Origin of the sequence: Agromyces sp. NPDC058104, assembly GCF_042884835.1 — a bacterium.
Classification (GTDB): domain Bacteria; phylum Actinomycetota; class Actinomycetes; order Actinomycetales; family Microbacteriaceae; genus Agromyces.
This window is the reverse complement of the sequence record NZ_JBHVTD010000002.1, coordinates 162694-184871: the sequence shown is the minus strand read 5'-3', so window position 1 is coordinate 184871 and position 22178 is coordinate 162694. Positions and strand designations below refer to the sequence as shown.

Sequence of the window (22178 nt, the reverse complement as noted above, 5' to 3'; positions counted from 1 at the left end):
GTTCGCTGAAAGTTGGCTGTACGGTTTCCCGCATGACCACGAAGCAGGTGCGCGGCGGAAACCGCGGCATGGTTCGGGAGGCGCTGAGCACCTATCCCGATGCGATCGGGCCTGTCTATCGGTGCCGGATCATCGAGGCCGGCATGAACCTGTCGGGCGATACGTTCTACCCGCCCGAGGTGCTGGAGCGCGACAAGGACATCCTCGCCCCCATCGACGGGTCGTCGTACTGGAACCACCCGACTTGGACGGAGGAGTGGGAGGTGCCCGGCGTCCGCCGCGGCGAGGCGATGGCTGCGAAGCAGGTCAGCGTCGCGTCGTGGGAGGCGGGCGAGCAGGCGCTCTACGCCGACTTCGAGTTCAACGCAGCCGACCGCGAATACCTCCAGCAGTTCCACGGTCAGATCGGCATGTCGATCTACGCGATGTCGAACTACATCATCGGCACCGTGGGCGACTTCACGGGCGAGATCGTCACCGGCTTCGAGTCGCACCCCCTCAACTCCATCGACGTCGTCGCGATCCCGGGTGCCGGTGGCGCCATCGTGAAGCGCGTCTCTGAGTCGCTTCGGCGACTCATCTCGAACGACCCGGCTACCGGCCGGGCGGCGGAATCCTCCGCAACCCCCCTCGAATCAGAAGGAAGTGACATGACCCCCGAGGAGATGAAGGCGCTGGTCGCCGAGACGGTCAAGGCCGAGCTCGCGACGTTCGCCGAGTCCATCCAGGCGTCGAACACTCCCGCTGCCCCCGAGGGCGATGAGATGGTGGCGGGCCTCGAGCTCGTCGCCGAGTCCGGCCTGCCGAAGGCTGCTCGCACGGTCGCCTACGAGGCGGTTCGGGCGGGCACCAAGGCGGAGGACGCGATCGCCGCTCAGAAGCAGTTCGTGGAGTCCGTTCGCGAGGGCTTCGTGCCCCAGAACGGCGCCATCCCGACCACTCCGCAGGGCGGCGGCACCGCCGTCCAGAGCGAGTCGGTCATCAACGCCGGCCCGCTCCAGCCCGGCAGCGGCGGCGACACCGACTACGCGGAGCGCCTGCGGGTGCGCCGCGAGGCCCACCACGGAAAGGCGGCCCGCTGATGGGTACCCGCGCAGCCACCATCAAGACCAACAACCTCGACCCGATCTTCAACATCCCGGTGTCGGTGCCGCAGGCCGCGCTCGTGCGCGAGTTCCTGACGGTCGGCGACCTCGTGGGCGTGGTGAAGTCGGAGCCCGTGCCCGACGACGAGGGCGCCGGCTACCACGCGACGCTCGGCATCCTCGCCGAGGTCGGCGTCGATGGCATCGCCGGCACGTGCGCCGTCGGCGCCAAGGTGTACATCACCTCGGCGAACGTCATCACGCTGACCGCCGGCACCAACCGGCAGGTGGGCATCGCCACGCGGGCGAAGACCGCCGCGGGCTCCCGCCTCTGGTTCCTCGTCACCCCGTCCCTCGGCCTCGCGGCCGCCGCCTAAGGAGCGCAGATGTTCGACATCATCACCCCCGAAGAGCAGACGCTCACCAAGCGCCAGTGCGAGGCGGGCGAGCTCTACTACGACGCGCTCGACGGCAACCGCCGCGCGCAGCGTCAGTTCGCAGAGGCGCTGGCCTACAGCGACCTCCCGATCCAGCTTCAGCCGACCCTCGAGGCCGACTTCCTGGCGGACTGGGAGAAGCGCGCGCCCGTGAGCCACCGGTTCACCAAGACGCAGATCATCGACCGCGTGAACCAGAACGTCGAGTACTGGGACTTCCGCATCGCGGGCGAGATCCCGGACGAGAACAACGGCGAGCGCTTCATCGGCGGCCTGCCGAAGAAGCTCCCGGAGCAGCCCGCTCCGAAGCTCTCGTTCGCGGGCAGCAACAAGTTCCTGCGCACGAGCGTCCGCGAGCTCGGCCTCGACATCCAGTGGGAGACGATCTACAACTCCCGCGGTGCCCGAGTCGACCTCATCAAGGAGGCGTTCGAGGAGTTCGCCTCGCGCGCGGAGGACTCGGACGAGGTCGCCGCCGTGAAGCTGCTGCTCACCTCGAGCGGCATCAACACGGGCGTGCTCGGCACGACCGGCCACGTCGCCGTCTCCGGCGCGACCACCAACCCGGCCCTCACGCCGACGACCGCCGTCCAGGCGCTCGCCGACGCGATCGCCCAGGCCAACACGCACGTCGTGAACGGCAAGCAGGTGAACTTCACCAAGTTCGCCCTCGTGGTCAACCCGGCCCTCGTGCCGATGATCAAGCAGGCCCTCACCGGCATGTCGCTGACCTACGTCCCCGGCTCGTCGGGCGGCGTCCAGCTTCAGCAGCAGGTCGACCTCGGCGCCGATCTCGACGTCGTGGGCTTCTCGTGGCTCAAGACGGCGTTCTCGGGCTCCGACAAGTACTGGTTCCTGATCCCGATCGACGGGCGCCGCAAGGGGCTCGTGCGGGTGAAGGCGGCCGGCGAGGAAGACCCCTCGTTCTGGATCAAGTCGACCGGCGGGTTCATCTACCCGAACGGCGGCGACATCCCCGTGCTGGACGGCCAGTTCACCAACGAGACGTACGAGGCGAAGACCCGGTACGTCGTCGACGGCGGCGTGGTCGACAACGCCGGCATCATCTACTCGAACGGCACCAACGCGGCCTGAGAGTAGCCCCTCCCCCGCGGAGCCCCCGATCGCCAACCGGCGGTTGGGGGCTCCGGCATTTCCTGAGCGTTGCCTGAGTGCTGGCTGTATGCTCGGGCACGTGGCCTCCTCACGCCGCGCGGAGCGCCCCCTCGGGTGATTCGGCCTCCCCGAGGGGGCGCTACCGATTGGAGAGCGAGATGGAACACCCCGGCGCAGATCCCATCGACGGCGCCAGCGACGTCGGCAAGCTGAGGTACGAGATCGGCGACACCGAGCACGTGCCCCTCGATCCCGTGGTGGCCGGCCAAGTCTCCTACGGCTACTTCAGCGACGCCGACCTCGCGTCGATGCTCGCGGTCGCCGACGGCTCGATCCTGCGCGCCGCCGGGCACGCGTACCGCCGCCTCGCCGCCGAGCAGGCGTTCGAGGGGCAGACGGTGCGCGACCTCCACCTCTCCGTCGACACGACCCGCCGCGGGACGCAGCTGCTCGCGATCGCCGAGTCGTTCGTCAAGGAGGCCGAAGCGCTCGAGGAGCAGGCGCGACTCACCGAAGACGCGTTCGTGATCGTGCCCACGGGCTCGCGATCCGCGTTCCGCGAGTCGGTCTTCGACCCCGAGAACTGGGTCTAATCGCAGCCTCGCACAGCCTCGCGCAGTGCGGGCTTGGCATCCGCCAGTCATCCGAGGCTCGCCAGGACGAGACAGAGCCCGAATCCGATTGCTGCGGATTCGGGCTCTGATCAGGCGTTTCGAGCGGAGACGGCGGGATTTGAACCCGCGGTCCCCTTACGGGGACTCCACCTTAGCAGGGTGGTGCACTCGACCGGACTATGCGACGTCTCCTTGCGGGTGCGCACGCGCACACGCGACTGTCATCATAACCCGACGATCCCCCGAATCACGATTCGAGGCGTGAGGGCCGCCTGCGGGACTACTGGTCGTCGAGGGTCCGCCCGGCCGAGCAGCGCGTCTCGGCCGCGGTCTGGCCCGTGACATCCATCGGCAGCGCCTCGGTCGTGGGCGCGGGCGTCGCCGTGCCCTCGGCCGGAGCCTCTTCGGCCGGTGCCTCTTCGGCCGGAGCCTCCTCGGCGGGTGCGGCCTCGCCCTCGGCCGGCACGGCCGTGGGGTCGCCCGCCGACGCGAACGAGGCCTCGTCGGCGGTCGGGTCGAAGACCACCGGGGTGTCGTTCTGCAGCGCGAGGTTGACGATCTCGGCCGAGTCGCTCGGGATCACGCCGCCGTCGGTGGTGCCGGTCGGGTACTGGATGAACGCGATCTTGGCGAGGTCGATGTCTTTCATGGCCTTCGCGATCGACACCATGGTGGTCGGGTTCGCGAGCGAGCTCGACAGCTCCATGTTCGCGAGCGCGGCCTTGGCGATCGAGTACAGCGCGACGGGGTCGCCGAGGGTTCCTCCGTCTTGCAGCTTGCGGGCGAGCGCCGACATGAAGACCTGCTGGTTCGAGATGCGCCCGAGGTCGGAGCCGTCGCCGACGCCGTGCCGCGTGCGCAGGAACTGGAGCGCTTCGAGGCCCTTGAGCTCGTGCATGCCTGCGTCGAGGTAGAGGTCGGTGTGCTCGTCTTCGATGGGCTCGGCGACGCAGACCGAGACGCCGCCGACGGCTTCGCTCATCGCCGCGACGCCGAGGAACTGCACCGTGCCGGCGAACGGGATGGTCACGCCGGTGAGCTGCTCGACCGTCTTCACGACGCAGCCGAGCCCGCCGTAGTCGAGCACCGAGTTGATCTTCACGCCGTACTGCTCGTAGAGCGGCTCGCCAGACGGGTCCTCGGGGTCGGTGCACGCGGGCACGTCGACGAACATGTCGCGCGGGAAGCTGATGACCTCGACGTGCGAGTGGTCCTGCGAGATGTGCATGAGCATCGTGACGTCGTTGAGCACGGCGGTCTCTTCGTCGGGATCGCCGAAGCCGTCGCCCTGGCCCTCGCGGCTGTCGCTGCCGACGAGCAGCACGTTCACGCCGCCCTCCATCGCGCCGACGTCGGGCACGCCCTCGAGCACGTCTTCATTGCCGAGCGAGACGGTGGGCTTCAGGGTGTTCGCGAGGTCCCATGCGGCGTACGCGGCGACCGCGCCGCCCGAGACGAGGACGACCGAGAGGCCGATGCCGGCCACCTTCGCGAGGGTGCGACCGACCGACCGCTTGCGGAGCCTGCCGTGCTGCGCCACCGCGGGGTTCTTCGCGGCGCGCCGCGAGCTGGGTCGCAACGCTTCGTTCACCGGGATCCTCTCGTGTCTGGTGGTCGCGCGGAGGGCGTGGGATTCGAACCCACGAGACATTTCTGCCCACTGGTTTTCAAGACCAGCTCCATCGGCCGCTCGGACAGCCCTCCTCGCCCGCGCGACGCCCCGTCGAGGGGTTCGTCGTACAGGCAGGCCCCGATTCTAGCCGAATCGCGTTCCGCTCAGCCTCGCAGGCGCTCCTGAAAGAGCGCTGAAGCGCGGTCGGATGCCCCGGTCAGCCGTCGTTCGACGTGGCGCAGCGCACCTCGTCGCCGGTGAGTCCCGTGACGTCGGGCGGCAGCTGCTCGGCAGGCGGTGCCGACGCCGTGGCCGGGGGCTCGGTCGCCGCCGGCGCCTCCTCTGCGGCGGGCGCCTCGGCGGGCCCGGCCGCGGGATCGGCGGCGGCGGTGCCGAACTCCGAGTTGTCGTTCGCGGTCGGATCGAGGACGACCGGGCGGTCCTCCTGGAGCGCGAGATTGACGGCCTCCGCGGAGTCGGCGGGGACCACGTGCTGGCCGTCGCCGTACTCGGCGGTCGGGTACTGGATGAACGCGATCTTCGAGAGGTCGACGTCCTGGAGGGTGCGCGCGATCGACATGAGCACCGTCGGGTTCTGCAGGTAGTTCGAGAGCTCCATGTTCGAGAGCACCGCCTTGGCGATGGAATAGAGCTTCACCGGGTCGCTGAGCGTGCCGCTCGACTGGAGGGTGCGCGCGAGTGACGCCAGGAAGGCCTGCTGGCTCGCGATCCTGGCGAGGTCGCTGCCGTCGCCGACGGAGTGACGCGTGCGCAGGAACGCGAGCGCGTCGTACCCCTCGATGGTGCTCCGGCCCGCGGGCAGGTGCAGGCCCGAGTCCTCGTCGTCGATCGGGTCGACGAGGCAGACCTCGACGCCGCCGACCGCCGACGACAGCGCCGCGACGCCCTTGAACTCCACGACCCCGCCGACGGGGATCTTCGTGCCGGTGAGCTGCTCGATCGTCATCACGACGCAGCCCAGGCCTCCATGGCCCAGCACGCTGTTGAGCGGCACCTCGGACATCGCCGAGAGCGGGCCGGAGGCCGGGTCGACCGGGTCGGGGCACTCGGGCACCGCGACCATCATGTCGCGCGGGAAGCTGACGACCTCGACGTGCGAGTGGTCCTGCGAGATGTGCAGCAGCATGTTGACGTCGTTGAGCACGCCCGAGTCCACCTCGGGGTCGCCGAACGACCCGTCGGCCGGCCGCTTGTCGCTGCCGACGAGCAGGAAGCTGAGCCCGCCGTCCATCGCGCCGATGTCGGGCACCCCCTCGAGGATCTCCTCGTTCGCGAGCGTCACGCCGGTACCGACCGAGCCGACGAGATCGGCCGCCGCGTAGGCGCCGACGGCGCCCGCGCTCACGAGCAGCACGGCGGCGGTGGATGCCACGAGCTTCACCGCGGTGCGCGGCCCCGAGTGCCGGGGCAGGCGGCCGTGACGCGTCGCGACCGGCGCCACGTCGTCGTGCGCCTGGTCGTGCTCGCCCTGGTTCGCCTCGTGCGCCTCCTGCGCCTCGTCGTACGTGCCCGCGGGCTCGCCGATCGGCGCGCCACCCGCGCCGTCGCCGGATCCGGCGTCCTCTCGCTCCAACGTCGTCCCCTCCCGACCCGTCGATTCTAGTCGTGCGGCCCGGTCAGGGTGCGATTCCGCGGGCTACGGCAGCGAGTCGAGCGCGGTGGCGAGACCGGCCTCGCCGACCGTGCCGGTCACCTCCCCGGCCGCGGCGCGCACCTCGTCAGGGGCCTGCCCCATGGCGACGGCGCGCCCGGCGGACCCCGCCCAGGCGAACATCTCGAGGTCGTTGCGGCCGTCGCCGGCGGCGAAGACCCGGGCGGCGTCGACGCCGAGCCATCCGCGCACCCGTTCGAGCGCCGTCGCCTTGTTGACGCCGTCGGGGGCGATGTCGAGCCAGGCCGTCCAGCCGATCGCGTAGCTCACGTGATGGAGGCCCATCTGGTCGACGATGCCGAAGAACTCGTCGAGGCCGTGCTCGAGGCTCGTCACGACGACGCGGGTGGCGCGCTGGTCGAGCAGCTCGTCGAAGACGACCTCGCGGGCGTTCTCGAGGTTCCACTCGGTCATGCCCTCGGTGTAGAGGCGGTAGCCGTCGGCGAGCTCGACCATGAACTTGCCCGAAGGCAGGAAGGTGCGGATGCGCTCGAGCACCGCCGTGGGGTCGAAGGTCTCGACGTGCTCGCGCACGTACCCGTCGGGCGCGGTGTCGTCGCGGCGCATCGTGATGGCGCCGTTCGCGCACACCACGTACTCGGGGGCGAGGCCGAGCGCGTCGATGACCGGCCGCGTCGTCGACCAGGAGCGGCCGGTCGCGAGCGTGACGAGGTGACCGCGCGCGACGGCGCGGGCGACCGACTCGGCGACGGCGTCGTCGATCGTGCCGTCTTCGTGCATGATCGTGCCGTCGACGTCGAGCGCGACGAACCAGGCCTCCGTCGCGACGTCGGCCTCGGGCGTCCGCTCGATGCTCATCGGGCGACGGGCTCGAGTCGCTCGAGTCCGCCGAGGTAGCCGCGCAGCGCCTCGGGCACGATCACCGAGCCGTCGGCCTGCTGGTGCGTCTCGAGGATCGCGACGAGCCAGCGCGTCGTCGCGAGGGTGCCGTTGAGCGTCGCGACGGGCGCGGTCTTCCCGGTCGCGGTGCGGTGGCGGATGTCGAGCCGGCGCGCCTGGAACGTCGTGCAGTTCGAGGTCGAGGTGAGCTCGCGGTAGGCGCCCTGCGTCGGCACCCACGCCTCGACGTCGTACTTGCGCGCCGCGCTCGAACCGAGGTCGCCGGCCGCGGTGTCGATGACGCGGTAGCTCAGCCCCAGGTCTTGCAGCATGCCCTCCTGCCAGGCGAGCAGGCGCTCGTGCTCGGCCTCGGCGTCGGCCGGGTCGATGTACGTGAACATCTCGAGCTTGTTGAACTGGTGCACGCGGATGATGCCGCGCGTGTCCTTGCCGTGCGAGCCGGCCTCGCTGCGGTAGCAGGTCGACCAGCCGGCGTAGCGGATGGGCCCGTTCGACACGTCGATGATCTCGTCGGCGTGGTACCCGGCGAGCGCGACCTCGCTCGTGCCGGTGAGGTACAGCTCTTGTTCGGGCAGGTAGTAGACCTCGTCGGCGTGCGCGCCGAGGAAGCCGGTGCCGTTCATGATCTCGGGCCGCACGAGCGTCGGCGTGATGAGCGGGGTGAAGCCCGCGGCAATCGCGCGGTCGAGGCCCATGTTCATGAGGGCGAGCTCGAGGCGGGCGCCGACGCCCTTGAGGTAGTGGAAGCGCGCGCCCGACACCTTCGCGCCGCGCTGCATGTCGATCGCGTCGAGGAGCTCGCCGATCTCGAGATGGTCGCGCGGCTCGAACGCGAACGCGGGGATCTCGCCGACCTCGCGGAGCACGATGTAGTCGTCTTCACCGCCGGCGGGCACGCCGTCGATGACGACGTTGCCGAGCTTCTGCACGGCGAGCGTGAAGGCGGCCTCGGCGTCGCTCACGGCCTGGTTCGCGGCCTTGACCCGGCCCGCGAGCTCCTGCGCCTGCGCGACGAGTGCGGCCTTCGCGTCCTTCGGCGCCTGCGCCACCTGCTTGCCGAAGGCGTTCTGCTCGGCGCGGAGCGCCTCAAAGACGGTGATCGCGGTGCGGCGTGCGGAGTCGGCGGCCACCGCCTCGTCGACGAGCTCCGAGGACTCGCCGCGGAGCTCCTGCGAACGCTTGATCAGGTCGGGGTTCTCGCGGAGCAGTACGGGATCGATCACCCGAGCAAGTCTAGCCCGGGGCATCCGACACCCTTCATGGGCGGGATGCGCCCGTTCGCCGAGTTCACGGGCGGATGCAATACGGTGGCAGCGTGTCGGACGAACGGAACGAGCGGCGGGGGGATGCCGCGCACCCGCGCCTGCGCGCCGCCGTGATCTTCAACCCCAGCAAGCAGGGCACCGATGCGCTGCGCGCCGCGGTGGCCGCTGCCGAGGAGCGCCAGTCGTTCGCGCCGAGCCTGTGGATCGAGACCACGGTCGACGACCCGGGCAAGGGCATGGCGCACGAGGCCGCCGAGGCCGGCGTCGACCTCGTGATCGCCGCAGGCGGCGACGGCACGGTGCGGTCGGTCGCCGCCGCGCTCCGCGGCACCGGCATCCCGCTCGGTATCGTGCCGATCGGCACCGGCAACCTCTTCGCCCGCAACCTCGACATCCCCGTGAACGACATCGACGACGCGGTCGTGCTGGCCTTCGCCGGCGTCGACCGCCCCGTCGACGTCATCGTCGCCGACATCACCCGCCCCGATGGCGACGACGAGTCGCACGTCTCGCTCGTGATGGCGGGCATCGGCATCGACGCCGAGATGATCCAGAACACCAACCCCGAGCTCAAGAAGCGGGTCGGCTGGCTCGCCTACGTCGACGCCGGGCTGCGGGCGCTGCCCGCCTCGCAGCCGTACCGTGCCGTGTACCGCCTCGAGACGCGGCGCCACCACCGGGCGCGGGTGGCGAGCATCCTCGTTGCGAACCTCGGCTACCTGCCCGGCAACATCGAGCTCATCCCCGATGCCGAGATCGACGACGGGCACCTCGACGTGGTCGTGCTGCAGCCGCGCAACCTGCTCGGCTGGGTGCTCATCTGGCGCACCGTCGTGTGGGAGAACCGGGTGCTGCGCAAGTCGGCTCTCGGACGGCAGTTCATCGACCTCACGAGCGGCAACCGCCGGCAGCAGATCGTCTACCGGCGCGGCCGCTCGGTCGAACTCGAGATCGAGGGCGGACCGCAGGAGTTCGAGATCGACGGCGATGAGTTCGGCAGCGTGGTGTCGGCGAGGTTCCGGGTCGATCCGAGGGCCCTCGTCGTGCGCGTCCCGAACTGAGCTCAGCCGAGCATCGTGCCCTCGGCCGCCTCCGACGGCTTCGGGTCTGGCAGCCGCCGCATGCGCAGGGCGTTCAGGACGCCGAGCAGGCCGGCGAGGATCGGCACGAACAGGGCGACCTGGAGCGCGATGTCGCGCGAGTCGGTGTTGATCCGCATGATCTCGTCCTGCACGTCGGCCGGTTGGTCGACGAGGAGCTCCGCGAGCCCGGCGTCGCTCATGATCTCGGCGTCCTCCTCGAGCACGGTCGAGACCTGCTGCGCCTCGTCGGCGCTCAGCACGGTCGACGACTCGGCGCTCGCGGTGAAGGTGAACGCGAGGGTCGCGAGCATGATCGCCCCGGCGAACGCGAGGCCGAACGAGAGGCCGAACGAGCCGGCGGCGGAGTTGACCCCCGCGGCTTCGCTCACCCGCTCGTCCGAGATCGGCGACAGCGTGTAGTTGTTGAGCTGCGAGACGAGCAGGCCGAGCCCGCAGCCGGCGATGATGAGCGGCACCGTCAGGTACCAGCCCGAGTCGGCGATCGGCACGATCGGCACCAGCACCGCGACCCCGACGACGACGAACACGAAGCCCCAGAGGATGACCGTGGCGGGCCGGCGCTTGAGCCCGCGCCCGGCGAGCAGTGCGACGACGAACATGCTGAGCGACAGCGGTGCGATCGAGAGGCCCGCCTCCAGCGCGTTGTAGCCGAAGACCATCTGGAGGTAGATCGGGAGCACGATCATCGTGCCGCCGAGGGCGATCTGCTGCAGCAGCTGGCCGCTCGCCCCGGTGCGGAACATCTTCGACTCGAAGAGGGCGGGGTCGAGCAGCATCGGCTTGCCTCGGCGCTTGCGGTTGCGCAGCCAGAAGACGAGGAGCCCGAGGCCGACCACGCCGATGCCGATGATGAGGCCGACGTAGCCGCCGCCCTCCTGCCACACGAGGATGCCGGTGACGACGCCGCCCATGCCCACGATCGAGAGCAGTGCGCCGACATAGTCGACCGAGCGGTCGCCGTGGTACGGCACGTCCTTCACGAGGCCGATGCCGGCGAGCACCACGGCGATGATGACCGCCTCGAGCGCGAAGCCGACCCGCCACGAGAGGAAGGTCGTGATGAAGCCGCCGAGCAGCGGCCCCACCGCCGCGGCGATCGCGGCCGACGCCCCGACGAGGGCGTACACGCGCTTCTGGTGCGCGCCCTCGAAGTTGCCGTGGATGAGCGACTGCATCGCCGGCAGCAGGAGCGAGGCGCCGATGCCGCCGATGAACGCCCAGAAGACGATGATCGCCGTGAGGTCCTGGGCGAGCATCATCGCGACCGCCCCGACGGCGTAGCCGAGCAGGCCGAGGACGTACGCGAGCTTGCGGCCGATCAGGTCGCCGGTCTTGCCGCCGATCAGGATGAACGCGGCGGAGACGAGCGCCTCGAGCGCGATCGCCCCCTGCACGCCGCTCACGGTGGTGTCGAGGTCGCGCACGACGGCGGAGATCGACACGTTCATGAGCGAGGTGTCGACGACCAGGACGAACATCGCCATCGCCAGGAGGATGGCGAGCTTGCCGTTGAATCGCACCTCGGCGGGTGCCCCGTTCGAGTCCATGGCTCAGCCAAGCACACGTCGGGGCCGAACCGTAAGAGCCCCCTTCGGGTTTCGATCAGGCGAGGCGGGACGAGGGCGGGACCGGCCGTTCCGGCCGGTCCCGCCCGTGGATGGCGCGGTGCGTCAGCCGCAGCTCACCGCGGCATCCGCCCAGTCGGCGCGGTCCCACCACTCGGCCTGGCCGGCGGGCGAGCCTGCGGCGTTCGGGTCGACGACGAGCTCGAGCCGGTCGACGCCCGTGACGTCGACGGCGACCTCGGCGGAGAGGCCCTTCGTCATCGCGCCGCTGTCGTAGCGCACCTCGCCGTCGGCGACGACGCGGAAGACGACGTTCGGCGACGCCCCCGCCTTGTTCATGATGTCGTCGATGCCGACGACCGCGGCGAACGCCGAGCACTTCCCGCCGAGGTTGAACCCGATGGTCGTCGGCGAGTTCACGCCGAGCCCCTTGGCGTACTCGACGCCCGCGAGCCGGATCGGCTTTCCGTCGCCGTACGCCGCCTCGCCGATCTCGGTGTCGCGCTCGATCGGACCGTAGGCCGCGTTGAGCGACACCGTCGCGAACGGCAGGTCGGAGAGGAAGTGCTCCCCCGCGGCCGGCGGCTCGGGCACGTCGGGCGCCGTCGCGTCCCAGGCAGCGGCCGCGAGCGCGGCCAGCTCGACGACGTCGCCCTCGGCCTCGGTCGCGAAGTCCGAGGTGTCGGTCGAGGCGGCGAACTCGGCGCCGACGGCGTACCAGTCGATCGACGCCGGCGCCTTGCCGGTGTCGAACGCCGTCTGGACGCTCGCGAAGAAGCGCTCCCAGCGGTCCTTGTAGTAGCTGCCGACGAGGCCCTGCCACTCGCGGTTCGCGTAGTCGTTGAGACCCGCGTTCACGGCGTCGCGGTCGCCCCAGGTCGTGACGATCGACCGCGCGTCGAACTCGAGGCGGTCGGCCTCGGCCGCGTCGGCGGCCGCGTCGCGGGCGTCGGCGATCCAGCGGCCGAACAGCGTCTGCGGCTGCGTCGCGACGAGGTCGTCGAGCAGGTCGATGTTGCCGAGCCACTCCTCGCTGAGCTGCGTGAACGCCGCCCGGTCGCGCATGCCGTAGGCCTGCTGAAGCTGCGGCAGCAGCACCCGCGAGGTGTTCGAGGTCACCTGGCGCGCGACATCCATGAGGTCGTACCGGTAGCTCGCGGTGCCGCCGGCCGCCGGCGCGGCGGCGAGCAGGTGGTCGAGCGCCTCTGCGAAGCGGTCGGGGTCGTACGAGAAGCTGCCGGGCGACCAGGTCGCGGCGCGGCTCGCCGAGAGCGAAGGCCGGGCGCCGTAGAGCCCGTCGTGCGCCTCGCTGTAGCTGTCGTTGGTCGGCAGCGTGTAGGCGGTCTCGGCGAGGGCGCGCCACGCGGCCTTCAGCTCGGGGTCGTCGACGCCGTAGCGGCGCTCGGTCCAGTCGTCGAACCAGGCGTTCACGTCGACGGGGCCGTCGCGCCAGGCGAGCCCGGCGAAGAAGTCGATCGCGGCGGGGTTGTTGAGTCCGCCCTCGGGCATCGCGGCGATGCCGTCGACCGCACTGCCCTCGGCGTCGAGCCAGTCGTAGTAGCGCTCGTTCCACGTCGTGAGCTCGGCACCCATGGTCGTGTGGCCGCCGAAGTTCCAGATGGTGCCGAAGGCGTAGGGAATCCCGCTCCACTGCTGCTCGAGCCCGCCGCGGCCGTCGTACCGATCGGAGAGCCCGTCGACGATGAACGTCGTCTCGGGATTCGCAGCGGCGGCGACATCGGCGGGCGGGTTGTTCTGCCAGCCGAGCAGCACCCACGTGGCTCCGGGGCGCGCGGCCTGCAGCGACGCCTCGATGGCGCGCGTGGCCGCGGGCACGTCGACCTGACCGCGACGACCGCCCTCGTGCAGCACGTCCATCTTGTACGCGGCCGATGCACCGAGCTTCTGCTCGGACGCCGCGTAGAACGCCTCGGCCACCTCGGGGAACACGCTCGAGTTCGGGTCGAGCCAGCCGGGCCGCTCGAAGCCCACCCAGCCGCCCTGCGGCTCGACCCGGGCGCCGGCGTTGCGCTCGGCGAAGTCGGTCGGCACGGTGCCGAAGTACCCCGGCAGCACCGGGGTCATGTCGAGTTCGCGCAGACGGTCGGCGATCTTGCGCCCGAGCTCGGTCCGCTGCTCGAGGAGTTCGTCGCTCGTGCCGGAGGGGTAACCCGACATGTTCTGCAGCAGCCACCACGGCTGGTGGCTCGGCAGCGGGATCCAGGCGCGCGCCTCGTCGGCCGTGTAGCCGAACTGCTGGAGGACCTCGAAGTACACGGCCTCGGACCCCACCGGCATGAACACCTCGTTGAAGCCGAGTGCCGCGAGCTCGTCGATCTCGCGCTCCCACTGCTCCCAGCTGCGGTAGGCGCCGGTGTAGCCGTCCTCGGTGTCATTGCCGTAGAAGCGGTGCGAGACGTTCGAGCTCGCCGTGATCGGCGTGCTCGGCAGGGGCAGCGCGGCGTCCTCGTCGAGGTTGCGCCCGTTCCACGAGATGGACTGGCCGATCGTGCCCAGGTAGGCGTTGACGCCGGCGATGGCGGTCGCCGGATCGGTCGCGGCGACGCGGACGTGGTTGCGCTTCGCGGTGATCTCGTAGCGGTCGGCGCCGTCGGCCGGGTCGAGTCGCGCGAAGTCGAAGCCGTCGGCGGCGACGCCCAGCAGGCGTTCGGCTGCATCGCGAGCCGGCTCGAAGCCGCTCGCCGTCTTCGGCGGGACGTTGAGCTTCGCGGTGCGCTCGGGCGGTTCGGCGCTCGCGCCGACGGCGGTGCCGGTCACGAGCAGGAGGGTCGTCGCGAGCGCCGCAAGCGGCGCGATCACCGCTCGACGACGGTAGGGCGTTGGGTGCATCATCGGGCCTTTCGCCGGAGGTGTGCGGGCGCGATCCGCGCCGTCTCGACCGACCCAACCAGAGCGCGGCCAATTACGCAAGGTCTTAACGTAAAGTCTCGGCTAAAGTAGTCCCGGAACGGAGCCAGCATGAACGACCCGATCGTCGGCACCGCACGACTGAAGCGATACAACACCGCTCGCGTGCTCGATGAGCTGCGCGCCGGTTCAGCGCCTCAGCGCATCGTCGAGATCGCCGAGCGCACGGGCCTGACGCGCTCGACGGTGGCGACCATCATGGACGAGCTGGAGGCCGACGGCTGGCTGCGCCGCCACGATCCCGCCGAGTCGCTCGGCCGGCCCGCGGCCCGCTTCACGGTCACGCCGGGGCGGTTCCACGTCGTCGGCGTCGACATCGGGCTCCACCGCGTCGTCACCGAGGTGGCGGATGCCTCGGGCACCGTCCTGGCCTCGGCCGACGCCCAGCACGAGCTGCACGACGGTCGCGACCTGCTGCGCCTCGCGAGCGCGACCATCGATCGCGCGCTGGGCGACGCCGAGCTGACTCGCCCGGCGGTGGCGGCGCTCTCGATCGCGAGCGTCGGCATGATCGACCACGCCGAGGGCCGGGTGCGCGTCATCCGCGGCATCGACGCCTGGACCGACCTCGACCTGACGCGCGAGCTCGGTCGCGGCTTCACCTGCACGGCCGAGCTCGACAACGACGCCAACCTCGCGGCGCTCGCGATGTCGCAGCTCGACGACTGCCCGCCGTCGTTCCTCACCGTGCAGTGGGGCGAGCGGCTCGGCGCCGGCCTCGTGCTCGACGGGCGCCTCTACCGCGGGCCGCTCGGCGCCGCGGGCGAGATCGGAGCACTGCGGGTGACCGACCCGTGGAGCGGCGAACCGGCGGCGCTGGAGGCGGTCGTGGGGGCCGAGCGGATCGACGAAGTCGCGCGCCTCGTCGCCGCGCGCGATCCGTTCACCCGCCTCGCCTCGGTGCTCGGCGCCGAGGCGGCGACGGCGCAGGTGTTCGAGCGGGCGAACGACGGCGAGCGCGCCGCGATCGAGATCGTCGACCTCCTCGCCGACGTCGCGGCGCGCGCGCTCGCGCCGATCCTGCTCGCCCTCGACCTGCATCGCATGTACATCACCGGCGGCATCGCACGCGGTGGCGAAGTCCTGACGGCCGCACTCCAACGGCGCCTCGACGTCGGCGGCGCGTCCCCGATCGACGTGCGGCTCTCGCCGTTCACCGAGAACACGGTCGTGCGGGGCGCCATCACCGCCGCAGTGCACTCGGCTTGGGAATCGGCCCTCGACGGCGGTCTCGGCCGGGCCGAGCGGGCGGCCGAGCCGCGCCGGGCGACGCGCTGACCCGACCGCCCTCCTCAGCCGATGTCCGTACTCCCCGAGCGCACGGCGCGTCGCACCTCGAGCACCGCGACCGCGACGAGCGCGGCCACCGCGGCGGAGGCGATCGGCCCGATCAGCATCTGGGCGACCTGCCCGAGCGCCATGGTGTTCAGGCGCGCCTCCTGACCCTCGGTCGCGTTGCCGCTCGGCGTGAACGTGATGCCCGAGCCGGCGGCGTTGCCCTCGACGGCGAGCCCGACGGCCCAGGCGATGGACGCGACGGCGACGACCACGATCGCCGGCAGCGCCCACCACGTGAGCGGGCGCCGGAATCGGGTCGGGCCCGCGTCGGGGGGACGCGGCTCGTCGTGGCGATCGGCCGCCACGGCGGTCACGACGACCGCGCCGACCATGCCCGTGAGCACGAGGGCCGGCGCGAGCGTCCAGCCGAGGATCCGCAGGCCCTCGGACGAGGGATCGGCGATGCCGCTGTAGTAGCTGTAGTCCGAGTTCACGCTCCACAGCAACCACGCGCCGATCGCCGTCGCCCCGGCCGTCACGGCCCACCCGACGATCAGCCAGCTCCGCGCGAGGGCGGCGGCATCGCTGCGATCGGGCCCGGGCTCGTGGTCGGCCCCCGCGTCCTCGCGATCGGACGGCTGCGTCGGATGCGCAGGCTCGACCCGCGGCTGGGGAGGCGCCTGCGGCTCCGCCTCCGCGACCGGGTCATGCGCGTCGGACCGGAGGCGGTCCGGTGCCTGGACGGCGCGCATCTCGCGCTCGGCGTCGGGCCGGAGCTCGGCACCCGCCCCGGGCGCGGCCGCACTCGGGGCGACCGCCGGGAGCGGGGCATCCCCGTCTCGCGAGGCGTCGTACCCGCGCTGGAACCGCGGGTCGTATCTCGGGTCCATGCCGGGTTCGCCGTCGGTCATCGTCGACCTCCTCGCTCGCGACTCGTCGCCGTCAGGCGCCGTCGGGTTCGCCGCTCAGGATGCCTCGCAGCCAGTCGCGGGCCTCGATGAAGATCTCGTCATCGTACTTCGAGTGGTACGCGACCTCCTGCTCGTCGGCGCGCGGATAGGAGCCGAGGAAGATCACCTTCGGGCTCGTGCGCCGCAGGCCGAGCAGCGCGTCGGCGACGCGCTCGTCGGCCGCGTGGCCGTCGAGGTCGACGACGAAGCGGTACCGCCCGAGGGCGTCGCCGATCGGCCGCGACTGGATGAGCGACAGGTTCACGCCCCGCGTCGAGAACTGCTCGAGCATCGCGAGCAGGGCGCCCGGCTCGTCGTCGGGCAATTCGACGATGAGGCTCGTCTTGTCGGCCCCGGTCGGTTCGGGCAGCACCCGCGACCGGCTGACGAGCACGAAGCGCGTCACGGCGTTGGGGTTGTCGCCGAGGTCGCGCGCGAGCACCTCGACGTCGAGGTGCTCGGTGATTCCGGGCGGTGCGACGGCCGCGTCGGCCTGCGAGTCCTCGAAGAGGGATGCCGCGGCCGCGACGTTGCTCGTCGCCGGGATGTGCCCGTGGTCGGGCAGCTCGCGCTCGAGCCAGCCTCGCGACTGCGCGTAGGCGACGGGATGCGCGTTGACGACCTTCACGTCGGCGAGCGCGGTGCCGCGCCGGGCGACGAGCACGAAGTTCACGGGCACGAGGTACTCGCCGACGATGCGGAGGCCGGGCACCGTCGCCAGTGCATCCTGCGTTGCGCTCACGCCGCCGTCGATGGAGTTCTCGATCGCGATCATCGCCGCCGTCGAGCGGCCGCTCACCACGTCGGCGAGCGCCTCGCCCACGTTGTTGACCGAGCGCCAGTGCTTGCCGGCGGCCTCGGGCACCTGCTTCAGGGCCGCCTCGGTGAAGGTGCCGGCCGGCCCGAGGTACGAGTACGTCTCGTCAGGGGGTGTCGGCGTGGCATCCGTGGTCATGCGCCAAGCCTAACGAGCGCCGCGGGAGGCGCCTGAAATACTGCGGGGGTGGATCCCGCGGTGACGACGAGCACCGCGCCGCCCGTGCCGGGCGACGCGGAGCGGCTGGCCGCCCTGCGACGCATGAAGCGGGTCGCCACGAGCCTGCTCGTCGTGGCCGCCGTCGTCTTCGCCGTCTCCTTCGCCCTGCAGGACGACATCGCCTGGCTCGGCTACGTGCGCGCCGCCGCCGAGGGCGCGATGGTCGGCGCGATCGCCGACTGGTTCGCGGTGACCGCGCTGTTCCGGCACCCGCTCGGCATCCCCATCCCGCACACGGCCATCATCCCGAAGCGCAAGGACGAGATCGGGGCGACCCTCGGGGCGTTCGTCGAGCACGAGTTCCTCTCGGACGAGGTCGTGCTCGGCAAGCTCCGCTCGATCGGCATCGCGCGCCGGGTCGGCGGCTGGCTCGCCGAGCCCGCGAACGCCGAGCGGGTCACCGCCGAGGCCGCGGTCGCCGCCCGTGGCATCCTCACACTGCTCGGCGACGACGACGTCGAGGACGTCATCGAACGGCTCGCCCGCCGCCACCTCTTCGAGCCCGAGTGGGGCCCGGCGATCGGCCGGGTCGGTTCGAGCCTCGTGGCCGCCGACCAGCAGCGCGCCGCCGTCGACGCCGTGCTCGAGAAGGCCGAGTCCTGGCTGGCCGCGCACCCCGAGGCGTTCGAGCGCATGGTGTCGGAGCGGCTTCCGCGGTGGATGCCGGGCTTCGTCGACCGGCTCGTCGACGACCGCGCCCACCGCGAGGTGCTCGCCTTCGTGCGGTCGGTGCGCGACGACGACGCGCACCCGCTGCGGGTCGCGATCGACCGGTACCTCGCCGAGCTCGCCGACGACCTCCAGCACGACCCCGGCATGATCGCCCGCGTCGAGCGGCTCAAGGCCGAGCTGCTCGCGAGCCCCCGCGTGCGCGAGTTCGCGGGCGAGGCGTGGGGCGCGGTCAAGTCGACGCTCGAGGAGGGGCTCGCCGACCCCGCGAGCGAGCTGCGGGTCGCGCTGCGCGACGCGGTCGTCGAGGTCGGCGTCCGCCTCTCGACCGACGAGGCGCTCGCCGCGAAGGTCGACGCCTGGCTGACTGATGCCGCGGCCTACGTGGTGCGCAACTACCGCCACGAGATCGCCGGCGTCATCACCGAGACGGTCGAGCGGTGGGATCCGCGCGAGACCACCGAGAAGCTGGAGCTCCAGGTCGGGCGCGACCTGCAGTTCATCCGCATCAACGGCACGGTCGTGGGCGCCCTCGCCGGGCTCGCGATCTACTCGATCGCGACGGCGCTGCACGCGCTCGCGGGTTGACGAGGCCCCGTAACGCACCTGTCGGCGCGCGAGGCGCGGTGCCAGACTGGTTCGCATGCATGAGCGAGCGGGAACCCCGGCCATCGAGTCCGACCTCGTCGACGTCGAAGCCCTCATCAGGGCGTACTACGAGCTGAAGCCCGACGCGTCGGTGCCCGAGCAACGGGTCGTGTTCGGCACCTCGGGCCACCGCGGCTCGTCGCTCACGACGAGCTTCAACGAGGACCACATCCTCGCGACGACCCAGGCGATCGTCGAGTACCGCGCCGCCCAGGGCATCACCGGCCCCCTCTTCATCGGCGCCGACACGCACGCGCTGAGCGCGCCCGCGCAGACCACCGCGCTCGACGTGCTCGTCGGCAACCGGGTGCGCGTGCTCGCCGACGAGTTCGACGACTACGTGCCGACGCCCGCGCTCTCGCACGCGATCCTGACGTGGAACAACGACCCCGCCAAGCGCGCCGAGGGCGAGGCCGACGGCATCGTGATCACGCCGTCGCACAACCCTCCGCAGGACGGCGGCTTCAAGTACAACCCCCCGCACGGCGGCCCGGCCGACAGCGACGCGACCTCGTGGATCGCGGCGCGCGCGAACGAACTCATCGCGGGCGGCCTGCGCGAGGTGAACCAGGCCGAGCCGAGCGGCGTGGAGACCTACGACTTCCGCGGCGCGTACGTCGACGACCTCGCGAACGCGATCGACTTCGAGGCGATCCGACGGTCGGGCATCCGCATCGGCGCCGACCCGCTAGGCGGGGCATCCGTCTCGTACTGGGGCGCGATCCGCGACCGCTACGGCCTCGACCTCACCGTCGTGAACGAGCGGGTCGACCCGCGCTGGTCGTTCATGACGCTCGACTGGGACGGCAAGATCCGCATGGACCCGTCGAGCCGCAACGCGATGGCCTCGGTCGTCGCCCAGGCCGGGTCGTACGACCTCCTGACGGGCAACGACGCCGACGCCGACCGGCACGGCATCGTCACGCCCGACGGCGGCCTCATGAACCCGAACCACTACCTCGCGGTCGCGATCGAGTACCTCTTCGCGCACCGGCCGGGCTGGCGCGACGACGCGGCGATCGGCAAGACGCTCGTCTCGTCGTCGATGATCGACCGGGTCGCCGCGTCGCTCGACCGGCGCCTCTGGGAGGTGCCCGTGGGGTTCAAGTGGTTCGTGCCCGGGCTCGTCGACGGCTCCGTCGGCTTCGGCGGCGAGGAGAGCGCGGGCGCCTCGTTCCTGCGCTTCGACGGCACCGTGTGGACGACCGACAAGGACGGCATCCTGCTGTGCCTGCTCGCCGCCGAGATCCGCGCGGTCACCGGCAAGTCGCCCTCGGAGCTCTACGCCGAGCTCGTCGAGCGGTTCGGCGACCCCGCCTACGAGCGGGTGGATGCCCCGGCGAACGCCGCGCAGAAGGCCGCCCTCGGCCGGCTCGACGGCGACGCCATCGCGGCGACCGAGCTCGCCGGCGACCCGATCACGGCGAAGCTCTCGAAGGCACCGGGCAACGACGCCGCGATCGGCGGGGTGAAGGTCGAGACCGCCGACGCGTGGTTCGCCGCGCGACCGAGCGGCACCGAGGACGTCTACAAGATCTATGCCGAGTCGTTCAGGGGCGAGGAGCACTTGCGGCTCGTGCAGGCCGAGGCGAAGCGCATCGTCGACGCCGCGCTCGGCGGCTGAGCGCCGGCCGCGGGTGCGGTCTGCCGCTGCGGGTGCAGGAAAATGGGCGCTGTCCTCCCCTGACGACCCGGCTCAGCGCACTTCTCCTGCACGAGCAGCCGGGGCGGGCCCGCGGCCTACTTCAGCGAGAAGTAGGTGACCGAGCCGCCCCCCGAGGCGAGCGCCTCGTCGACGTTCCAGTAGTCGGCGTCCTTGGTGTGGCCGCCGACCCAGACCGCCGTGCCGTCGGCCGAGTGCTCCACGCGCGTCACGACCGCGGTGTGGTCGCGGTCGCCCGAGCCGTCCCAATCGAACTGGGCGATGTCGCCGACCTTCACGAGCCCGCGCTGCGAGTCGTCGAGCGGGGTCGCGAGGTCGGGCCGGCCGTAGAGCCAGTCGCGCATGGCGGTCGAGCTCGACCAGCTGGCCGACATCGCGCCGGTCGCGCGGTCGTAGTACCAGCCCGTGTCCATCTTCCAACCGCGGGCGATGAGCGACTGGCTCGTGAAGTTGGCGCAGTCGACGCCGCTCAGCACGAGATACTCGCCGGTGTTGTAGTTGTTCCAGTGAGCGAGCACGTAGCCGAGCTGCGCGTCGATCGCGGGGCTGCTCGTGTAGGTGAGCGTGAGCGCGTCGAGATGCTCGGTCGGCGCGACCGTGGTCGACGACAGCTCGACCCCTGCGGCGGCGATCGACGAGACCGTCTCCTCGACGGGGACGATGCCGCCCGAGGCATCCGTGAACTGCACCTCGACGCCGCCGAGCGCGTCGACCCTCGTCGCGGGCACCGCGAAGGTGACGGCGCCCTCGTCGGCAGCGACGATCGTCGCGGGCACGCCGGCGACGCTGACCGCGCCCACCTGGTCGAGGTCCTCGCCCGTGACCGTGACCTGCGTGCCGCCCGTGAACGGCACCGAGGCCGTCGAGAGCCCGCTCGTGATCGTGGGCCCCTCGTCCGCGGGCGCCGGGGTCGACACGATCTCGTCGGCGGCTCCGGCCGCGACGAGGTCCTCCGTCGCGGCCTGCTCCTGCGCGAGCAGCGAGGGCGACTCCTGCGGGTCGGCCGACGCCGCGACGGCGCCGAAGGCGCTCACGCCGAGGATCGCCGTGGTGCACGACAGCGCCACGAGACGGCGGGCGCCGCTCGACGGACGACGGTTGCGCAGGTGGTCGGCGCGGTGGCGCGGCCGGCGGTGGCGCTCCGCGGGGGCGTCCGAGCCCGCGGCGGACTCGGAATCGGCGTCGGAGCCGGCCTCGGTGTCGGCGTTCGCGTCCGAGCTCGAGTCGGCCTCGGTGTCGGCGTTCGAGTCCGAGCTCGAATCGGCGTCGGCGCCGGCGTCGGCGTCAGCCGACGACTCGGGCGCGGCCTCGGCGAGCCCGGAGTCGAGTGCGTCGGAGACCGCGTCTTCGGGAGCGGCGGCCTCGGGCGCCGGGCGGAACCCCCTGCGTCGCCGCGCGGGCGCGCTCGCCTCGGCCGTGTCCGATGACGCGGTCGCGAGCTCGCCGTGCTCGACGTCCTCGACGGACGCCGACGTCGCCTCCTCGGGCGTCGCCCCCTCTGCGAGCAGGGTGGCGTCGATCACGCCGGGCGACCGGAAGGTCGAGCGACGGCGTTCGGGCATGGGGGCAGGCGGAGTCTTACTGAGGCGTTTGAACACGAATGGGGGATTTCGGGTCGGCGTTTCGGAGGACACGACACCTCATCACGCGATTTTGTGAGGATGCCTCTCAAACTC

Annotated in this window: 17 protein-coding genes and 2 tRNA genes; 8 read left to right on the top strand and 11 right to left on the bottom strand. The window is 71.5% G+C overall.

Going from position 1 to position 22178, the window contains the following annotated elements:
- The first annotated feature begins 32 nt into the window (after nt 1-32).
- The 4 genes from ACFVTH_RS08645 to ACFVTH_RS08630 all read left to right on the top strand — a co-directional run bounded on the left by ACFVTH_RS08645 (nt 33) and on the right by ACFVTH_RS08630 (nt 3231).
- Entirely contained in the window at nt 33-1082 is a 1050-nt protein-coding gene (locus ACFVTH_RS08645) for a hypothetical protein (RefSeq protein WP_387089234.1), read from the top strand.
- On the top strand, nt 1082-1462 hold the full coding sequence (locus ACFVTH_RS08640) for a capsid cement protein (RefSeq protein WP_387089231.1): 381 nt from the start codon (nt 1082-1084) through the stop codon (nt 1460-1462). The genes ACFVTH_RS08645 and ACFVTH_RS08640 overlap by 1 nt, the downstream gene beginning before the upstream one ends.
- A gap of 9 nt (nt 1463-1471) precedes the next feature.
- Nucleotides 1472-2617, top strand: coding sequence for a hypothetical protein (locus tag ACFVTH_RS08635; RefSeq protein ID WP_387089229.1), 1146 nt, complete (start codon nt 1472-1474; stop codon nt 2615-2617).
- Between the two features lie 179 nt (nt 2618-2796).
- Nucleotides 2797-3231, top strand: a complete 435-nt coding sequence (locus ACFVTH_RS08630) for a hypothetical protein (RefSeq protein ID WP_387089226.1) — start codon at nt 2797-2799, stop codon at nt 3229-3231.
- A 124-nt stretch (nt 3232-3355) separates the two neighbouring features.
- Here the strand turns inward: ACFVTH_RS08630 and ACFVTH_RS08625 are convergent.
- The 6 genes from ACFVTH_RS08625 to serS all read right to left on the bottom strand — a co-directional run bounded on the left by ACFVTH_RS08625 (nt 3356) and on the right by serS (nt 8620).
- Nucleotides 3356-3444 (bottom strand) — tRNA-Ser (locus ACFVTH_RS08625).
- An 88-nt stretch (nt 3445-3532) separates the two neighbouring features.
- Nucleotides 3533-4843: an LCP family protein gene (locus ACFVTH_RS08620; RefSeq protein ID WP_387089224.1), complete on the bottom strand. Its 1311-nt coding sequence runs from the start codon at nt 4841-4843 to the stop codon at nt 3533-3535.
- A 28-nt stretch (nt 4844-4871) separates the two neighbouring features.
- Nucleotides 4872-4956 (bottom strand) — tRNA-Ser (locus ACFVTH_RS08615).
- A 125-nt stretch (nt 4957-5081) separates the two neighbouring features.
- A complete protein-coding gene (locus tag ACFVTH_RS08610; RefSeq protein WP_387089221.1) occupies nt 5082-6458 on the bottom strand; it encodes an LCP family protein in 1377 nt (458 codons plus the stop codon).
- A gap of 63 nt (nt 6459-6521) precedes the next feature.
- On the bottom strand, nt 6522-7355 hold the full coding sequence (locus ACFVTH_RS08605) for an HAD family hydrolase (protein ID WP_387089219.1): 834 nt from the start codon (nt 7353-7355) through the stop codon (nt 6522-6524).
- The gene (gene serS, locus ACFVTH_RS08600) at nt 7352-8620 is read right to left on the bottom strand and encodes a serine--tRNA ligase (RefSeq protein ID WP_387089216.1); all 1269 of its coding nucleotides are present in this window, start codon (nt 8618-8620) and stop codon (nt 7352-7354) included. Before serS ends, ACFVTH_RS08605 begins: the two co-directional genes overlap by 4 nt.
- 92 nt (nt 8621-8712) lie before the next feature.
- Between serS and ACFVTH_RS08595 the strand changes: the two genes are divergently transcribed.
- Nucleotides 8713-9723: a diacylglycerol/lipid kinase family protein gene (locus tag ACFVTH_RS08595; RefSeq protein WP_387089214.1), complete on the top strand. Its 1011-nt coding sequence runs from the start codon at nt 8713-8715 to the stop codon at nt 9721-9723.
- A gap of 2 nt (nt 9724-9725) precedes the next feature.
- Here the strand turns inward: ACFVTH_RS08595 and ACFVTH_RS08590 are convergent, their stop codons facing one another.
- Nucleotides 9726-11312 carry an MFS transporter gene (locus ACFVTH_RS08590; RefSeq protein ID WP_387089211.1) on the bottom strand — a complete coding sequence of 529 codons (1587 nt, stop codon included), beginning with the start codon at nt 11310-11312 and terminating at the stop codon, nt 9726-9728.
- 123 nt (nt 11313-11435) lie between these two features.
- Nucleotides 11436-14150 carry an alpha-N-acetylglucosaminidase TIM-barrel domain-containing protein gene (locus ACFVTH_RS08585; RefSeq protein ID WP_387089209.1) on the bottom strand — a complete coding sequence of 905 codons (2715 nt, stop codon included), beginning with the start codon at nt 14148-14150 and terminating at the stop codon, nt 11436-11438.
- A gap of 159 nt (nt 14151-14309) precedes the next feature.
- On the opposite strand from ACFVTH_RS08585, the gene ACFVTH_RS08580 reads away from it, so the two are divergent.
- Nucleotides 14310-15536: an ROK family protein gene (locus ACFVTH_RS08580; RefSeq protein ID WP_387089207.1), complete on the top strand. Its 1227-nt coding sequence runs from the start codon at nt 14310-14312 to the stop codon at nt 15534-15536.
- Nucleotides 15537-15550: 14 nt separating this feature from the next.
- On the opposite strand, the gene ACFVTH_RS08575 is transcribed toward ACFVTH_RS08580, so the two are convergent.
- Both ACFVTH_RS08575 and pheA read right to left on the bottom strand, forming a co-directional pair.
- Complete coding sequence (locus ACFVTH_RS08575) at nt 15551-16447, bottom strand: hypothetical protein (RefSeq protein ID WP_387089204.1); 897 nt, start codon at nt 16445-16447, stop codon at nt 15551-15553.
- Nucleotides 16448-16478: 31 nt separating this feature from the next.
- Nucleotides 16479-17441 carry a prephenate dehydratase gene (gene pheA, locus ACFVTH_RS08570; RefSeq protein WP_387089201.1) on the bottom strand — a complete coding sequence of 321 codons (963 nt, stop codon included), beginning with the start codon at nt 17439-17441 and terminating at the stop codon, nt 16479-16481.
- Between the two features lie 60 nt (nt 17442-17501).
- Here pheA and ACFVTH_RS08565 point away from each other — a divergent pair, with 60 nt between their 5' ends.
- Both ACFVTH_RS08565 and pgm read left to right on the top strand, forming a co-directional pair.
- Complete coding sequence (locus ACFVTH_RS08565) at nt 17502-18779, top strand: DUF445 domain-containing protein (protein WP_387089198.1); 1278 nt, start codon at nt 17502-17504, stop codon at nt 18777-18779.
- Nucleotides 18780-18834: 55 nt separating this feature from the next.
- Complete coding sequence (gene pgm, locus ACFVTH_RS08560; protein ID WP_387089195.1) at nt 18835-20463, top strand: phosphoglucomutase (alpha-D-glucose-1,6-bisphosphate-dependent); 1629 nt, start codon at nt 18835-18837, stop codon at nt 20461-20463.
- A 116-nt stretch (nt 20464-20579) separates the two neighbouring features.
- Here pgm and ACFVTH_RS08555 read toward each other — a convergent pair whose 3' ends face one another.
- A complete protein-coding gene (locus tag ACFVTH_RS08555; RefSeq protein ID WP_387089193.1) occupies nt 20580-22064 on the bottom strand; it encodes an amidase domain-containing protein in 1485 nt (494 codons plus the stop codon).
- Nucleotides 22065-22178: the final 114 nt, after the last annotated feature.

Excerpts from the sequence above, each read along its gene's own strand:
- ACFVTH_RS08645 (WP_387089234.1), top strand. The coding sequence starts at position 33 with ATGACCACGAAGCAGGTGCGCGGCGGAAACCGCGGCATGGTTCGGGAG.
- ACFVTH_RS08640 (WP_387089231.1), top strand. The coding sequence starts at position 1,082 with ATGGGTACCCGCGCAGCCACCATCAAGACCAACAACCTCGACCCGATC.
- ACFVTH_RS08635 (WP_387089229.1), top strand. The coding sequence starts at position 1,472 with ATGTTCGACATCATCACCCCCGAAGAGCAGACGCTCACCAAGCGCCAG.
- ACFVTH_RS08630 (WP_387089226.1), top strand. The coding sequence starts at position 2,797 with ATGGAACACCCCGGCGCAGATCCCATCGACGGCGCCAGCGACGTCGGC.
- ACFVTH_RS08605 (WP_387089219.1), bottom strand. The coding sequence starts at position 7,355 with ATGAGCATCGAGCGGACGCCCGAGGCCGACGTCGCGACGGAGGCCTGG.
- ACFVTH_RS08590 (WP_387089211.1), bottom strand. The coding sequence starts at position 11,312 with ATGGACTCGAACGGGGCACCCGCCGAGGTGCGATTCAACGGCAAGCTC.
- ACFVTH_RS08580 (WP_387089207.1), top strand. The coding sequence starts at position 14,310 with ATGAACGACCCGATCGTCGGCACCGCACGACTGAAGCGATACAACACC.
- ACFVTH_RS08575 (WP_387089204.1), bottom strand. The coding sequence starts at position 16,447 with ATGACCGACGGCGAACCCGGCATGGACCCGAGATACGACCCGCGGTTC.
- pheA (WP_387089201.1), bottom strand. The coding sequence starts at position 17,441 with ATGACCACGGATGCCACGCCGACACCCCCTGACGAGACGTACTCGTAC.
- pgm (WP_387089195.1), top strand. The coding sequence starts at position 18,835 with ATGCATGAGCGAGCGGGAACCCCGGCCATCGAGTCCGACCTCGTCGAC.
- ACFVTH_RS08555 (WP_387089193.1), bottom strand. The coding sequence starts at position 22,064 with ATGCCCGAACGCCGTCGCTCGACCTTCCGGTCGCCCGGCGTGATCGAC.